Raw genomic sequence first — 14,055 nt, forward strand, 5'->3', positions numbered from 1 at the left:
CTTGTCATCTCTGGGTTATTATTGTTATGTTATAACATATCAATAAATGATTCAGAGGAAATGCTATGCCGCTCGATTCAGATTCCCGTCTCCCCGTTACCGTTCTTTCTGGTTTTCTTGGCGCGGGCAAAACCACGCTACTCAACCATATTCTCAACAACCGGGAAGGCCGCCGCGTCGCGGTGATCGTCAATGATATGTCAGAGGTGAACATTGATGCAGCGCTGGTCCGTGACGGTGGTGCAGAGCTGTCGCGCACCGATGAGAAGCTGGTGGAAATGAGTAATGGCTGCATTTGCTGCACGCTGCGTGAAGATTTGCTGCTGGAAGTAAAACGTCTGGCCCAGGAAGGTCGTTTTGACCAACTGGTAATTGAATCTACCGGGATTTCCGAACCGCTGCCGGTGGCAGAAACCTTCACCTTTGAGGATGAGGACGGCCAGAGCCTGTCACGCTTTGCCCGGCTCGATACCATGGTCACCGTGGTGGATGGCTTTAATTTCCTGCGCGACTACCGCTCAACCGATTCGCTACAGGCGCGAGGCGAGTCGCTGGGTGAGGCTGATGAACGCTCGGTCGTCGATTTGCTGGTCGATCAGATCGAGTTTTGTGATGTGCTGGTGGTGAATAAAACCGATTTAATCGACGCGGACGATCAACAAACGCTGTTTGCCATGCTGCAATCCCTCAACCCACGCGCGCATATTGTGTTTTCCCGGTTTGGTCAGGTGTCACTGAGTGAAGTGCTGGAAACCGGCCGCTTTGATTTTGATGCCGCTTCTCAGGCCCCCGGCTGGTTGCAGGAATTACGCGGCGAACATCAGCCCGAAACCGAAGAATATGGCATCCGCAGTTTTGTCTATCGCGCACGCCGCCCCTTCCATCCGCAGCGCTTCTGGCATGCCGTGAACCATCAGCTGGATGGCGTGATCCGCTCGAAAGGTTACTTCTGGCTCGCCAGCCGACCGGAATATGCGGCGATGTGGTCGCAGGCCGGAGCCGTGGCGCGTCAGGGCTATGCCGGTCACTGGTGGGCCAGCATCCCGCGCGAACGCTGGCCGCAGGATAGCGAATCGCTGGCGTTTATTGCCCAGCACTGGCAGGAAGGCATCGGCGATGCACGTCAGGAACTGGTCTTTATCGGGATTGAGATGGATGAAGACCAGGTGCGGAGCGCGCTGGATCACGCCCTGCTGACACCCGCAGAGATGGCTGAAGGCCCGGCAAACTGGGTGAAATTGCCCGATCCGGTACCGGAATGGTTCGAACGTGACCCGGTGGAAGCATAAAGGTACAGAAAGCAACAATTGGCTACGTCTTTCTGCTCATGCCAGGAGTATGCTGAATAACGCAAATTACCCTTACAGGAGAAGACGTTATGCCAGAAGTTGTCGTTTATGCCGCGGAAGGCCGCTCTGTTGAACAGAAAAAGAAACTGCTGAAAGCCATCACCACTGCCGTGTCGGAATCTTTTGAGATCGACAAGAATGCGGTTGTGGTGTCGATTGTAGAAACCCCGCTGCATATGAAATCGAAGGGCGGCATTCCCTTTGACGAGCGTTAACTGACGCTGAACTGCCTGTCCGTTTTCTGATACGGGCAGGCACTATGTTGCGTCAGATGCTGGCCGCATCCCACAGTTTCATCATCTGCGTGATGGCTCGTTCCGTTTCAGCCAGCGGAACATCATCGCGCGCCAGCGTCGATATCCCCAGCAGAAAGCTATTGAAACTTACCGCCAGCGCCAGCGTCTCCTCACCCTCTCTCAGCTCACCCGCACGTATGCCGCGCTGAACACAATTTTTTATCCCTGCACTGGTACGTTGCCGTGAATCCTTCAGCGGTTGCAGCAGATGACGGTTTTCCTCCGAACATGAGGACATCACCCCCAATGCCACCATGCAACCACGCGGATGACCGGGTTCATATTGCATGCGCGCGGAATTGAACAACGCTGTTTCCAGTGCCTGGCGCGGCGGTAGTTCCGCATCCCATAAAGATTCCGTGACCTGCGCATGGGTGCGCAGATAGCAGCCCACCGCTTCCTGAAAAAGCGCCTCTTTGGAGCCAAAGGCAGCATAAAAACTTGGCGCAGTAATCCCTTTGCCAATGGCTGCCTTGAGCTGGGCAAGCGAGGTGGACTCGTAACCATTTTCCCAGAATAGATGCATGGCATGAATCACCGCTTCGTCCCGGTCAAACTGTCTTGGTCGGCCTGTTCTCATTTTCTCTCCTCCACTAAATACATACTAATCGATACATAATTTATTGACAATCGCCGCAACCCCATCCCAATATATATACCGATCGATACATTAATTAATCACCGCTAAGGCTGTATTTATGAAGAAAAAACATCGGGCTGAACCGGCCCAGCACCTGCCCATCCTTGCCCTGCTGGCGCTCGCCATGACAGGTTTTATCTGCATTCTGACCGAAACGATTCCCGCCGGGTTGCTGCCGGAGATAAGCAGAGGGCTTCATATATCCCCCTCGCTGGCCGGGCAGATGGTTACCGCATACGCGGCCGGTTCCCTGCTGGCGGCCATCCCGCTGACCATCGTGACCCGCACCTGGTCACGTCGCCTGGTATTGCTCAGCACCGTCGGAGGGTTTCTGCTTTTTAATACGCTGACCGCCATCTCTGACAACATTGCAGTGATCATGGTTGCCCGTTTCCTTGCCGGAGCATCCGCCGGACTCGCCTGGAGCCTGCTGGCAGGCTATGCACGCAAAATGGTGGTGCCCTCTTTGCAGGGACGGGCTTTAGCGCTGGCGATGGTCGGCACGCCGATTGCGCTGTCGCTGGGCGTACCGGCGGGTACCTGGATGGGGGCGTTTTTGGGATGGCGTCTGACATTTGCGGTGATGTCGGGGTTGTCAGTGCTGTTGATTGGCTGGATCCTGCTGGCGGTGCCGGATTATCCGGGCAGCTCAGCCACGCAAAAAATGCGTATCGGTGCGGTGTTGTTGATTCCAGGGGTCCGTTCGGTACTTGGCGTGGTGCTTACCTGGATGCTGGCGCACAACATTCTTTATACCTATATCGCTCCGTTTATCACGCCTGCGGGTTTAGCCCCGAGGGTTGACGTGGTCCTGCTGATATTTGGCCTGGCGGCACTGGGCGGGATTTATATCACGGGCCGGATTATCGACAGCCACCTGCGCAATGCTGTGTTGCTGTCTCTGGCGGTGTTTGCTGCTGTGGCGTTGGTGTTTGCCATCGGAGCAGCATCCCCGGCGGTGATGCTGGTCGGGATCGGCGTCTGGGGCCTGACGTTTGGCGGCGCAGCGACCCTGTTGCAAACGGCACTGGCGGACGCGGCGGGTGAACATGCTGATGTCGCGCTTTCCATGAACGTGGTGACCTGGAACGGCGCTATCGCGCTGGGTGGTCTGGTAGGGGGATTATTGCTGGAACATGTCGGTAGCCGATCCTTTCCCTGGGCGTTGATCGTTCTATTGCTGGCGGCGTTCACCATCGCACTGCGTGCCGGAAATCATGGTTTCCCGGCAGCCAGCAGAGAGTTGACGACCAGCCAGTGATTCGCGATCTGTATCAGGATTTAAAACCTGGCTTGTTATTGGCTGTGCGCCAGGTTTTGATTTCATTCACGATATCCTGCGGTGTCAAGTCATCGTCACTCCAAAAAATGAGGTCATTACAATCAGGATAACCTGAAATCTCACATATATGGTCAATGAGTGAATCCTGATACTCCTCACCACCATCCGCAGAGAAAATTTCTTCGATGAGGTTTGTAAATTCTATTTCCGTATAATCCTGAAGTTTTCCTTTCCGTTCCATTCTAAAGACCTTTTCGACATAACCAGATTACTTATTGTTAGTAAAAGGGCCGGAATGAAAATCACATTCCGGCCATACATACCTAAATTTCAGCGAATAAATTTATAAGTCAGGATCTAAAGCTTGATTTATTGTTATCCGCGCGCCAGTTTTTAATTTCCTCTACGACTTTCCTGGGCGTAATATTCTCATCTTGATTGTAATAAATCAGATCAGAACCATTCGGATGTTCCGATACTGCAATAAAATTCTCAAGCAGCTCATCCTGATATGCTTCACTACCTTCAACTGTAAAGATTTCAGTTACAAGCTGAGTGAATTCAGCTTCCGTGTAATCTTCATATTTATTTTTGAGTTCCATGCAGCACCTTACTTGTTTGAGTGGGTATTGATATGATGTTTTGGTGTCATTACCTTAATGTTTTCAACATTATAAACTTCACCGCCGAGCGAGATAAGTTCAGTGTGATGAAGCTCAAAGGAGCGACGACCGCCAACACCCTCTTTCATTGAAACTCGTGGAGCAGAACCCTTTCTCATACGGCCAACATTTTGCGCTGTAAACTGCGCTGCCAGCTCCGGATCTGCTGCCACCTCCTGCCAAAACGCCTTACGAAACGCATCGAAACTGCTAAATTCGCGGTCGCGCAGCCGATCAGCGATACGTGTTGGTACCGGGGAGCCTAAACCCTCACTCGCTCCGGCTAACCATGTTCCTTCCACATCAGCCCCGGTTCCTGTGACTTTACCCGGCAGATCGCGGCCGCTTTGCAGCATGACGTAGGCAGGATCCAGCCCAGAGTCTGCCGGGAAGATAAGTATAGCGTCGCGAAAATCCAGATCATCGGCTTGCGGAAAACTTTCCACCGCTGGGCTAGCCGCGCCAGGATCGGTGTTGCCGGTATTATCGGGCACCGCTTCGTTGTGCACGGGCGTAGCCAGTGGCGGCAATCCCTGATATCCCGGTGCACCTTCTGGCGAGACCAGAATGGTACGCGAAGGCAGCCCGCTCTCCGCCGGAATTGTGACGCTATATAAGCCCGTCACTGCATCCACCGTCGCGCTCAATACCCGGACCCGACTCGGATTGATCGTGCGGACCAGATAGGTTTTTAACAGGCCATCGCTAAAGTAAACGCGCCCGCGCACCGACATCTCAACCGTGCCATCTGCCGCAGCGGCAGCCAGCAACTCATGCTCTGCAGGCAGGTTAATGGCATCACCGGGCATTGCCGACAGGAACATATTGATATCGTCACGGCCCGGCACCTGGTCGCTGCCCTCGCCCGCGCCCGGAATATAGGTGACTGAGGCGATAAGCGCACCTACACCACTCCCGGCCAGGACTGTACCGAGCAAATCCGCGAGAACCGCCCGGACAGTGCCCCAGGCAGCGGCGGCGGCCGCCTCACCGAGCGCGTAACCACCCAATCCGGTTTCAGCAAACGTCAGGGGGGCAACCGCAGCAGCAGCAGCCGGAAATCCAGCAAAACCAAAAACATTGGGTTCTTCGAGTTTAGAGCGTGCGGCTTCAAGCGCAGCTGCTTTAGACGAGGCTTCGGCCTCTGCCTGTGCTCGTGCCTCCGCTTCGGCTCTGGCACGTTCTGCCGCCTCGCGCTCGGCCTGAACACGCGCTTCCTCGGCGGCCTGCCGGGCGAGTTCTTCCTGACGCTTAGCTTCCGCATCAGCCTGTGCCTGTTGCAAACGGCTTTGCGCCTCCTGCAACTGCTGATTAGCGCTGTTAAGCGTTGCCGTCTGGTTGGCAACATCCTGACTTAACGCGTTATTTTGCGCCTGAAAGGACTCAACGGCACTTTGCAGCGGCTCCCTTTCATTGAGTCGCGGATCAATCTGCGCTTTATGGAACTGATTAGCGCGGACCGTATCACCCGCCTTCATCATCGAAGCCCAGACTTCACGCAACTGGGCAATTTCGCCATTCAGCTGATCCAATCTGGGTTGACGCGCGTTGATCTCCGCATTGTTGCTGTTGATCTGTGCATTATCAGCGTTGATTTGGTTGCTGGCGGCAGTTGCGGCGGCTGATGCGTTGTTAACATCCCGCTGCGCAGCTTCGACGGGATGTGCGGCGTCCCACTCAGCCTGACGACGTCTTTCCTCTTCTTCGGCCTGCCGCTGTGCCTCTGCGGCAGCGGCTGCTTCTGCTGCTTTACGTGCAGCTTCCGCCTCCATCGCTTTCTTCAGGTTAATCTGTTCCTGAGCCAGTGTTTTCGCCTGCTCCTGACGTGCGGATTCTCCTTTCATCCATTCCTGTCGGCTGGAATTCAGTGGACGAGAATAGAGGCTGACGTTGACGATATCGTCATTACCGTCCACGGATACCATATAGATATAACCATCGACCGCAGCACGATAACCGGAAGGGACTTTTGCTGTGACGTTAGTGCGTAAGTTGTCATTACTACTACCGCCTTCATTACCGTCAGACCAGTGAAGATGATCATCACTGACCCAACTCCAGCCACCGGTTATTTGAATGCGTTGTTCACCATTGACCATGATCATCTCAGGTGTACCAGGATTATATGACCAATAGCCATAGCCCCTGTCACCCGCATTTCCAGACCCGGCGTTACCGCCACCCGTATTAACACCGCCGGTTGGCCCGCGATCGCCATCACCGAATTGATTGTTGTGGGCGTTATCAAATCCATTACCCATAAAATATCCTCTTAAATTAAGATTATCTCAAAGTGATTTATTCACACCTGCAGCATCCACATCCGCCATCTTTAAATTACGGATGAAAAGTTGCGTTGAATATCATTGGATAGAAAAACAACCCTCACAATAAGGAAAAATTAAAATAAGCAATCAATAATATAATTATCATGCCGCAGTGGTTTTGATAATAAAAAATCACATCGGTTAATTTCATTACCCAAAAGAGTAAGGTGATTAATCAGAAGAACAACCGAGGAAATTAATTAGTAGATGTCGTAAGTTTTAGCGGATGCACATCACAAACAATGTCAACATCTTGATACTACCAACATGTCAAATAAGTGAATTATTAAAGTGAGGGTCCATTGCGCATCCGGTCAGGAGATCGTACTTTACACAGCGGGACAAATGTGCGTCCGCTAAAGGAGAAAAATGTGTTTATAATCATTGATGATTATTGTAAATCAATTTACTTCAAACGGAAGGAGTTATTAATGACAAAGATGGAATTTTCTTATTATTGTCTGCTTGCCCAACACAAAGGAAGGCTAGTCCCTGCCAATCTGGTTATCGAACACGTCTGGCCCGGTAGAGAAGCGGTGACATCGCAGAACAACCTTTCTCAACTTACCTTTAAAGTTAAAAAGAAAGTGCTCGAAGCCGATGGGGAAGTGATATTAAGATCATCACTTAGAGAAGGGTGTATGCTTTCGCACGGCAGACGAACGCTAACATTATCCGTCAAATCCAGATTGATGTCCAGGATATGCAGACTCGTCCTTATAAGGAAGCCGCATTAACCGAATGATATGTTCCATTAATCTTCATAAGATAAATAGATTTTTAAAATAGTCACTTCATTACACCAGGGATACAACACAAAAAACTCATTATCGGGACATTAATAATGTCAATCACATCAAATTAATTAAATCCCGGCAAAGATAATTCGTTATTAACACTGCTCACATCTATCATTTTTCTTCCCGTTAACCTGAATACACAGGCCAGGTGTGATATGAAACCAACTTTGTTTTTAGCGATTGCTGCATCCATGGTATTCCTGACAGGAGGTTGTCAGAACAACTCCCCGATTTACGGGAATTACTCTTCTGAAGTCTGTCTGCAAATCGGGCAGAATCATGATTCGAACTGCTCAAATTCCGGCGATAAGTGGAAAGATAAATCCGCAGATGAATTACCGGTCATGAGCGATAATAATGGCCCTCAATGATTCATATTCATAAAACTTCAGGTGCGGCTTGTCTGCCTGTCAGATAACACCGCACCCTTCCACCCGCATAACGACGCTTTAGCACTGCAAATCCGCTTCGCAGCCATCGAATTTTCAGTATCATAGCCCGATCTGCGGTTTTCTGGATTGCGTATGACCAATCAACATACTTCCCTGTTTGCCCGGCTTGCCTCCATCCTGGCGGATGAGAGCCGTACGCCTCTGTACAAGCGCTTTGCTTCCGCGATTAAAGATGCCGTGCGTGAGGGCATGCTGGTCCATGAGGAGATCCTGCCCGGTGAGCGCGAGTTCAGCCAGTCGCTGGGGATCTCGCGCATTACGGTGCGTAAAGCAATGGACGAGCTGGAAAAAGAGGGCGTGGTATTTCGCTCACGCGGTTATGGCACGCAAATTTGCAGCCAGTTCGAATATTCACTCAAGGAACCCAAGGGGCTCTCGCAGCAGGCGGTGTTGCGTGGCAAAAAACCCGATACCGTGTGGATCAACAAAAGCAAAATTCGTTGCACCGCCGAGATTGCAGAGAAATTGGGCCTGAGCAGCGGCAGCGATGTCTGGCAGCTGAAGCGCATTCGCTATGTCGATCAGCAGGCGGTGTCCGTGGAGGAATCCTGGGTCTCGACGCAGTTGATTGCCGATGCGGATGATATCAGCATCTCGCTGTACGATTACTTTCGTGAGCAGCAAATTCTGCCGGTAAAATCCCAGAGCCGCGTCAGCGCACGTATGCCGGATGAAGCGTTGCAACAGCAAATCGCCCTGCCCGCCAATGTGCCGGTGCTGGTGATTAAGCAGCTGGCACTCGACGCGCAAGGCAATCCGCTGGAGTACAGCATCAGCTACTGCCGCAGCGATATGTACGTGTTTATTGCTGAGTAAGCCGCTGCTGCCAGTAAGTCGCCAGCGCCGCGCGGTCCGGCGCACAATCACCGCCGCGCTGCGACACCACATAAGACGCGACTGCATTACCGAGCGCAACGCTATCAGCCAGTGACCAGCCGGAAGCCAGCCCGGCCAGTAAACCGCCTGCATGGCTGTCGCCTGCGCCAATGGTGTCTACCACGGTAGTGGCCAGTGCCGGAATCCAGCCCTGCGTCATCCCATCGCTATAGCCCGCGCCGTCACTGTCGAGCCGCACCACCATCGCACTGCCAAACCGTTGTTCCCAGCGCGATAGCAGGCTATGCGCATCAAAGGTTTCCGTTGCATCAAGGCGCTCCCGCCACAGCAGTTCCGCCTCCTGCCTGTTCACTGTAATCAGTGGTTTCAGTGCCATGATGCGCGAAAAATCGGCATCCGCGATATCCGCCAGCCGCGGGCCGAAATCTACCAGCAGCTGATAAGGTGTCGTCTGGCGTTCCAGCCAGTTAATCAACACCTCGCCACTTTTGCTGGTGAGCTGATACCCCGACAGATAGATCCAGCGATGCTCCGGTTGTGGCAAGGCATCGAGCAGCGCCGCGTCCCACTGATTCTCTACGCCACTGACCGAAAGAAAGGTACGTTCCCCATCCGGTTCCACCAGCGCCAGGCACCAGCCGTTATCACCGGACGCAGTTTCGAGCACACTTTCGATGCCATATCCTGCCAGCTTCTGGCGCACAATCCCGGCCCACACCCCCTTGCCCAACGGCAAGGCATTGACTGAAGGAATACCGAGACGATGCAGGGCAATCGCCACGTTCAGGGCACACCCCCCCACATTGACGCCCTGTTGCTGCAACTCAATATCGCTGCCACGATGCGGCAGCGAATAAGCATCGGCAATCACGTCAACCACCGCCGCACCGATGACGCAGACCGGCAGACGAGCTGTCAGCCGGGCGAGACAATCAGGCGTCAGCATAGGCCGCCTCACGCTGCTGACGGAAGCGGCTGAACGCGCTGCTGTAGCGAGTGAAATCGAGGTTATTGGCCGCATCAAGCTCGGCTTTTAATGCCGGATCGATCGCCTCAATCCCCTGCAATGCCCCACAAATCGCCACTGCCATCGCGCCAATGGTGTCGGTATCGCCGCCCAGATTGGCGCAGAGAATGGCACACCGGTTGGGATCACAGGCGGCCAGCTCCACCATTGCAATGGCGGCTGGCACCGATTCGATGGTGCTGGTACCGGTGCCCACCAGATCATAAATCTGCTGCATGGTTGATTCGATTCCCCTGCCCTGCGCCACCACCTGCAATGCCAGCTCAATACGCGCGGCAATTGACGCACTGAAGGTGGTCACACGCTTCTCCTGTGCAGCGCGAGCAATGGACGGCAACTCATCGCGAATGGTTGCCCAGCTCGCACCATCAATCGCCCGCGAGACGGCCCAGGCAATCGCCGTGGCACCGGCAATCGCCACGTCGGACTTGTGCGTGGGGCTGGAAGCCAGCGCCACCGCATCAATAAAGCCAGCCAGGTCGCGCGCCGGTAACAGGCAGCCCAGCGGTGAAACACGCATCGCCGCACCGTTGGTCATGCCGTTATTTTCCAGCTGTGCCACCGGTGTACCGGCCTTCAGTGCATTGAGTGCGATTTTTGACGTCGGCCCCAGCACATTTTTATTGAAGGCATCGAACGCTTCCGCCCAGCGCAAAATATTGGCACCAATGGTTTCCGCATTGATGTCACCATCATGGGTGATGATGGCGTCAGCCAACGCCAGCGCCATGGAGGTGTCGTCGGTAAAGGCCGCCCGGCCAAAATAGCAGGCGGCGTTATTTTCAGCCGGACCGGGCAGAAAGCGATCGATCCAGCCAAAATGCTGTTTCACGCGGCTGCGCGGCCAAAGTTCCGACGGCATACCCATTGCATCGCCCAGAGCCTGACCATAAAAGGCGCCCAAAATCCGTTTTTCCTGGTGTGTCATTGTCATCTTCACTTCTCTTATTTATGGCTTTCAGCGGTTGCTGAAGTATCAAAAGCGGTTAATTCTTCACTGCGTTTTTTGCCATCGCGGAACAGCGTGATAAATGCGAGGGTGATAATCACAATCATCACGCTACCGAACATCCACATCCCGGCCCAGTTAAATGTCAAACCATTTTGCGGTTTGTCGTAAGCAAACATCTCCTGCATCAGATAACCCCCGAGGCGATAGCCCAGCAGGCTGCCGATACCCTGACAAGCCAGCGTGATCAGCCCCTGTGCCGCGTTACGCATCGCCACTGGCGCTTTCTTGTCCACGTAAATGTAGGCGGTGATGAAGTAGAAGTCATAGCTGACGCCGTGCAGCAGGATGCCCATAAACAGCAGGCCGTAAGTCAGCAGGTTCTGATCGCCGCCAAACACAAAGAACACATAGCGTAAGGCGGCGGTCACCAGCCCCAGCAGCAGCACTTTGCCGATGCCGAAACGCTTGATAAAGAACGGCAGCGCCAGCAGGAAAAAGATTTCCGAAACCTGGCCGAGCGTCATCCAGCCAGTTGCGTGTGGCAGCCCCACTTCTGTCAGGTAGCCTTCGGCGAAGATGTAATAGAAAGCCAGCGGCATGCTGAACAGGAACGAACAAACGAAGAATACGAGGAAGCTGCGATCTTTCAGCAGATGTAGCGCATCGAGGCCGAGTGCTACGCGCAGGCTGAACTTACCGGTGCTCTTAGGTTCGGTAGCAGGCAGCATCAACGCGAAAATCCCCAGTACCAGCGAGCTGGCGGCGGTGATCAGCAAGGGCACGTTGCTCGCCGAGATATCGCCGAAACCAAGCAGCGGCGGCAGGAAACCACAGGCGATACCGGACGCGATCCAGCCAATAGTGCCCATCACACGCACGCGGGGGTAATCACGCTCCACATCGCCGACATGAGAGAAGGCAATGCTGTTGGTTAAGGCGATGGTCGGCATATAGGTCAGCGCATAAAGCAGCAGCAGCGGGAAAAAGCTGGCAAAGTGCGTCTGCTGCGCGGCGAAGAACATCAGGACCGCCCCGGCTATCATCAGCAGCGCCAGCACCTTCTGCGCCTGGAAGAAGCGGTCGGCCAGTGAGCCCACCAGAATCGGTGACAGAATGGCAGCGATGGAGGTGCAGGCATAGCACCAGGCAATCTCCATCGGCGTAAAACCGTTTTTGCTAAGAAAGGCCCAGAGCGGCACAAACCATGCCCCCCAGATAAACCATTCGAGAAACATTATGTCCTGATGAGTAAACTATATGATTTGTTTGATTTAATTAATGTGAATCAATAATCATACCGTCTTGCATACCGTCACCAGAGGGAAGTGACTATTTTTCAGGCGGGTTTTTGCCGTTGATAATCAGCCACCAGTTGCTGATGATCTGCTGGGCTGCGGCGAGTTGTCTGGCCGTGTCGTCGGCACGCTGGGCGAAGCGAACAAGAAACTCGACATCTGCGTCTGAAAGTCCACAGTCACCGGCTGCATCACGGACGGATCCGGCGCTGGCAGTGTAGGACAAAGACCTGGAGACACACTGTAACCCGTCGAAGCGCTTTTGCAACCTGAGATTAGCAGCACGATAACCGGCAATAGTTTGATCAGCAGTCGCCTTTCCATCTTTCACCCCGTTGACATAGTTTGTGGCCGCAAGCGTCTGAGCCGCTGACAACCTGTTGCTTTGTTCTGTGGCACGCTGGCGCTGTTCTTTCTCATCTTTAAGGTCAGCTACATCGCGCTTGTCCCACTTATCCTGCCAGGTGGCATCAGCAGAAGAATACCCTGAGGAATACCCCAGATGATGTGCCAACCAGAAAGCAGCAATAACAAAGAGCAGAGCAGCCAGAGGCTTCCAGTACGCTTTCAGAAAGTCGTATATCATGCTGCTATCCCACCTGCTTTAATGTAAGCAGCCAGTAGTGTGTCAATTTTGTGTTCATGCTGGCCATAGCCAGCACCTGGCAAACTTGCCCATCGTGACTTGCATTTATTTATTGCTGATTCAATTTTCCCCGCATTGATATCATCAATGGCTTTGCACTCGCGTATCATTTGAATCGCTATTAAATCCTGTGATAAGGGAGAAAAATCAGGGAGGTTGAGTTGTTTTTTATATACATCAAAATATCGGGCAAGAATTTGATAACGGCCTGCTGCAGTAGATTTGATACCTAATGCCGAAAGCGTTATCAAAGTACGGGGATGGTCGGAGTAACCTTTAAAGATACTGCCGCCAACAATGACATCATATCCGCGATCATTGGTTTTTTGCTTCCCGTTATCTGTTCCCTCACTGAAAGCGATCATATCCAGAAATGCACAAATTGATTTCCCGCCAGCTTTCACTGCATTAATTTCTGACATCTTTCTTTCCCCGGTTCGCTATAGTGAAAAGCTGCATGACATTGCCGCGCGTTTTCAGTACAGCGCCACACAGCAGGATTTTGATAAGCAGGTCGGCCCAGTCAGTGCTGACGTGGTAGCCATAGACAATGCGGATAGGAACGGATGCGCAGATCACGATGATGGTATAGGCGAGCCAGCTGCCAGCTGGTTTATGGGTGGCATCCTCGCGGCGGAAGGTGAAAAGCCGGATAACAATCACCCCACACAACACGCCGTTAATCAGTTGCAGCAGATCATAACTTGTCATCATCTTCGCCTCTCTTCAGTGCTGCCTGAGGATCACCCGACCGCCTGTAGAGATACATCAAGCCTTTCACGGCGACGACTGACATTATCAGCGCGGCACCGGCATAAGCCGATTTCACTTCTACCGCGCCCGGATCGAATGATGCCCATTTTGAAATGATGGCGATGATGATTCCTGCGGCGGGACGGGACACCAGAATCCCGGCAATGAAGCTGACAACAGCCAGAAGAAGGCGTCTTTTGAGCGGGTATTCCTGTGCAGCGGTAACAAAAATTACCGAACCAGAAAACGCGCCAAGCACCACTTCAGGTGGAACCCCAGACATGAAAGCCATCCAGGCTGACCAGCTCAACCCACTGATAACAGCGGATGTACCTGTAACAGATATTGGGTCAGTCATGAAAATCACCTGCATAGTGCATAGCACACCTCCATCTTAGTTAATGGTGGAACTATACACAATTATGCACATGTGGGTTAAAGGTAATTTTCGGTCAATTCTTACCAAATAGGGATTTCTTCCCCCAGCGTCATTCTGATAACTGGTCACTACTGAAAGAGGCCTGATATGTCACTTCCGTTATGTCTGTTGGAAGTTCCCCAAAAACTAAAGTGTCAATTGTGCGTTTATAGCTATCAATCATTCTTCCTGTTGCATAGCCATAATCAGGACTTGTAACAACTAGAGAATCTGAAAGTCTCTCTAATATAAATATTACAGATTTATCTTTTATAGCTGAGTAAATATTATACTCTGGATTAGCTGTTAATGTTGACAT

Annotated in this window: 17 protein-coding genes; 5 read left to right on the plus strand and 12 right to left on the minus strand. The window is 52.6% G+C overall.

Annotated elements, in window-relative coordinates; translation table 11 throughout:
* Positions 1 to 65 precede the first annotated feature (65 nt).
* Both zigA and AC6I8X_RS22795 read left to right on the plus strand, forming a co-directional pair.
* A complete protein-coding gene (gene zigA, locus AC6I8X_RS22790) occupies positions 66 to 1,289 on the plus strand; it encodes a zinc metallochaperone GTPase ZigA (RefSeq protein ID WP_497841200.1) in 1,224 nt (407 codons plus the stop codon).
* An 89-nt stretch (positions 1,290 to 1,378) separates the two neighbouring features.
* Positions 1,379 to 1,564 carry a tautomerase family protein gene (locus tag AC6I8X_RS22795; RefSeq protein WP_299451110.1) on the plus strand — a complete coding sequence of 62 codons (186 nt, stop codon included), beginning with the start codon at positions 1,379 to 1,381 and terminating at the stop codon, positions 1,562 to 1,564.
* Between the two features lie 52 nt (positions 1,565 to 1,616).
* Here the strand turns inward: AC6I8X_RS22795 and AC6I8X_RS22800 are convergent, their stop codons facing one another.
* On the minus strand, positions 1,617 to 2,225 hold the full coding sequence (locus AC6I8X_RS22800; protein WP_313683190.1) for a TetR/AcrR family transcriptional regulator: 609 nt from the start codon (positions 2,223 to 2,225) through the stop codon (positions 1,617 to 1,619).
* Between the two features lie 118 nt (positions 2,226 to 2,343).
* Between AC6I8X_RS22800 and AC6I8X_RS22805 the strand changes: the two genes are divergently transcribed.
* Positions 2,344 to 3,546, plus strand: coding sequence for an MFS transporter (locus AC6I8X_RS22805; protein ID WP_497841201.1), 1,203 nt, complete (start codon positions 2,344 to 2,346; stop codon positions 3,544 to 3,546).
* 13 nt (positions 3,547 to 3,559) lie between these two features.
* Here AC6I8X_RS22805 and AC6I8X_RS22810 read toward each other — a convergent pair whose 3' ends face one another.
* The 3 genes from AC6I8X_RS22810 to AC6I8X_RS22820 form a co-directional block, all read right to left on the minus strand.
* On the minus strand, positions 3,560 to 3,808 hold the full coding sequence (locus tag AC6I8X_RS22810) for a bacteriocin immunity protein (protein ID WP_299450499.1): 249 nt from the start codon (positions 3,806 to 3,808) through the stop codon (positions 3,560 to 3,562).
* 109 nt (positions 3,809 to 3,917) lie between these two features.
* Positions 3,918 to 4,169: a bacteriocin immunity protein gene (locus AC6I8X_RS22815; RefSeq protein WP_299450497.1), complete on the minus strand. Its 252-nt coding sequence runs from the start codon at positions 4,167 to 4,169 to the stop codon at positions 3,918 to 3,920.
* An 8-nt stretch (positions 4,170 to 4,177) separates the two neighbouring features.
* Positions 4,178 to 6,490, minus strand: a complete 2,313-nt coding sequence (locus AC6I8X_RS22820) for a pyocin-S2/colicin E7-DNase domain-containing protein (RefSeq protein WP_497841202.1) — start codon at positions 6,488 to 6,490, stop codon at positions 4,178 to 4,180.
* A gap of 1,021 nt (positions 6,491 to 7,511) precedes the next feature.
* Between AC6I8X_RS22820 and AC6I8X_RS22825 the strand changes: the two genes are divergently transcribed.
* Together AC6I8X_RS22825 and AC6I8X_RS22830 are read left to right on the plus strand one after the other, a co-directional pair.
* The gene (locus tag AC6I8X_RS22825; protein WP_299450491.1) at positions 7,512 to 7,727 is read left to right on the plus strand and encodes a hypothetical protein; all 216 of its coding nucleotides are present in this window, start codon (positions 7,512 to 7,514) and stop codon (positions 7,725 to 7,727) included.
* Positions 7,728 to 7,880: 153 nt separating this feature from the next.
* A complete protein-coding gene (locus tag AC6I8X_RS22830; protein WP_497841203.1) occupies positions 7,881 to 8,624 on the plus strand; it encodes a GntR family transcriptional regulator in 744 nt (247 codons plus the stop codon).
* On the opposite strand, the gene AC6I8X_RS22835 is transcribed toward AC6I8X_RS22830, so the two are convergent.
* The 8 genes from AC6I8X_RS22835 to AC6I8X_RS22870 all read right to left on the minus strand — a co-directional run bounded on the left by AC6I8X_RS22835 (position 8,611) and on the right by AC6I8X_RS22870 (position 14,055).
* Positions 8,611 to 9,591, minus strand: a complete 981-nt coding sequence (locus tag AC6I8X_RS22835) for a PfkB family carbohydrate kinase (RefSeq protein WP_497841204.1) — start codon at positions 9,589 to 9,591, stop codon at positions 8,611 to 8,613. The two genes, AC6I8X_RS22830 and AC6I8X_RS22835, sit on opposite strands and share 14 nt — an antisense overlap.
* Positions 9,578 to 10,600 (minus strand): ADP-ribosylglycohydrolase family protein, encoded by a 1,023-nt coding sequence (locus AC6I8X_RS22840; RefSeq protein WP_313683205.1) that lies wholly within the window; start codon positions 10,598 to 10,600, stop codon positions 9,578 to 9,580. The genes AC6I8X_RS22835 and AC6I8X_RS22840 overlap by 14 nt, the downstream gene beginning before the upstream one ends.
* A 17-nt stretch (positions 10,601 to 10,617) precedes the next feature.
* The gene (locus AC6I8X_RS22845; RefSeq protein WP_497841205.1) at positions 10,618 to 11,859 is read right to left on the minus strand and encodes a nucleoside permease; all 1,242 of its coding nucleotides are present in this window, start codon (positions 11,857 to 11,859) and stop codon (positions 10,618 to 10,620) included.
* Positions 11,860 to 11,953: 94 nt separating this feature from the next.
* Positions 11,954 to 12,505, minus strand: a complete 552-nt coding sequence (locus tag AC6I8X_RS22850; RefSeq protein ID WP_497841206.1) for a DUF2514 family protein — start codon at positions 12,503 to 12,505, stop codon at positions 11,954 to 11,956.
* The gene (locus AC6I8X_RS22855; RefSeq protein WP_497841207.1) at positions 12,502 to 12,987 is read right to left on the minus strand and encodes a glycoside hydrolase family 24 protein; all 486 of its coding nucleotides are present in this window, start codon (positions 12,985 to 12,987) and stop codon (positions 12,502 to 12,504) included. Before AC6I8X_RS22855 ends, AC6I8X_RS22850 begins: the two co-directional genes overlap by 4 nt.
* The gene (locus AC6I8X_RS22860; RefSeq protein WP_497841208.1) at positions 12,974 to 13,279 is read right to left on the minus strand and encodes a phage holin family protein; all 306 of its coding nucleotides are present in this window, start codon (positions 13,277 to 13,279) and stop codon (positions 12,974 to 12,976) included. The genes AC6I8X_RS22855 and AC6I8X_RS22860 overlap by 14 nt, the downstream gene beginning before the upstream one ends.
* On the minus strand, positions 13,263 to 13,676 hold the full coding sequence (locus AC6I8X_RS22865; protein WP_497841209.1) for a putative holin: 414 nt from the start codon (positions 13,674 to 13,676) through the stop codon (positions 13,263 to 13,265). Before AC6I8X_RS22865 ends, AC6I8X_RS22860 begins: the two co-directional genes overlap by 17 nt.
* A gap of 130 nt (positions 13,677 to 13,806) precedes the next feature.
* Complete coding sequence (locus AC6I8X_RS22870) at positions 13,807 to 14,055, minus strand: hypothetical protein (RefSeq protein WP_497841210.1); 249 nt, start codon at positions 14,053 to 14,055, stop codon at positions 13,807 to 13,809.

The organism is Pantoea sp. X-Soil-TKNS-1280 (genome assembly GCF_059730475.1).

Excerpts from the sequence above, each read along its gene's own strand:
- AC6I8X_RS22845 (WP_497841205.1), bottom strand. The coding sequence starts at position 11,859 with ATGTTTCTCGAATGGTTTATCTGGGGGGCATGGTTTGTGCCGCTCTGG.
- AC6I8X_RS22820 (WP_497841202.1), bottom strand. The coding sequence starts at position 6,490 with ATGGGTAATGGATTTGATAACGCCCACAACAATCAATTCGGTGATGGC.
- AC6I8X_RS22830 (WP_497841203.1), top strand. The coding sequence starts at position 7,881 with ATGACCAATCAACATACTTCCCTGTTTGCCCGGCTTGCCTCCATCCTG.
- AC6I8X_RS22870 (WP_497841210.1), bottom strand. The coding sequence starts at position 14,055 with ATGTCAACATTAACAGCTAATCCAGAGTATAATATTTACTCAGCTATA.
- AC6I8X_RS22815 (WP_299450497.1), bottom strand. The coding sequence starts at position 4,169 with ATGGAACTCAAAAATAAATATGAAGATTACACGGAAGCTGAATTCACT.
- AC6I8X_RS22840 (WP_313683205.1), bottom strand. The coding sequence starts at position 10,600 with ATGACACACCAGGAAAAACGGATTTTGGGCGCCTTTTATGGTCAGGCT.
- AC6I8X_RS22865 (WP_497841209.1), bottom strand. The coding sequence starts at position 13,676 with ATGACTGACCCAATATCTGTTACAGGTACATCCGCTGTTATCAGTGGG.
- AC6I8X_RS22835 (WP_497841204.1), bottom strand. The coding sequence starts at position 9,591 with ATGCTGACGCCTGATTGTCTCGCCCGGCTGACAGCTCGTCTGCCGGTC.
- AC6I8X_RS22860 (WP_497841208.1), bottom strand. The coding sequence starts at position 13,279 with ATGATGACAAGTTATGATCTGCTGCAACTGATTAACGGCGTGTTGTGT.
- AC6I8X_RS22810 (WP_299450499.1), bottom strand. The coding sequence starts at position 3,808 with ATGGAACGGAAAGGAAAACTTCAGGATTATACGGAAATAGAATTTACA.
- AC6I8X_RS22800 (WP_313683190.1), bottom strand. The coding sequence starts at position 2,225 with ATGAGAACAGGCCGACCAAGACAGTTTGACCGGGACGAAGCGGTGATT.
- AC6I8X_RS22855 (WP_497841207.1), bottom strand. The coding sequence starts at position 12,987 with ATGTCAGAAATTAATGCAGTGAAAGCTGGCGGGAAATCAATTTGTGCA.
- AC6I8X_RS22795 (WP_299451110.1), top strand. The coding sequence starts at position 1,379 with ATGCCAGAAGTTGTCGTTTATGCCGCGGAAGGCCGCTCTGTTGAACAG.
- zigA (WP_497841200.1), top strand. The coding sequence starts at position 66 with ATGCCGCTCGATTCAGATTCCCGTCTCCCCGTTACCGTTCTTTCTGGT.
- AC6I8X_RS22805 (WP_497841201.1), top strand. The coding sequence starts at position 2,344 with ATGAAGAAAAAACATCGGGCTGAACCGGCCCAGCACCTGCCCATCCTT.
- AC6I8X_RS22850 (WP_497841206.1), bottom strand. The coding sequence starts at position 12,505 with ATGATATACGACTTTCTGAAAGCGTACTGGAAGCCTCTGGCTGCTCTG.
- AC6I8X_RS22825 (WP_299450491.1), top strand. The coding sequence starts at position 7,512 with ATGAAACCAACTTTGTTTTTAGCGATTGCTGCATCCATGGTATTCCTG.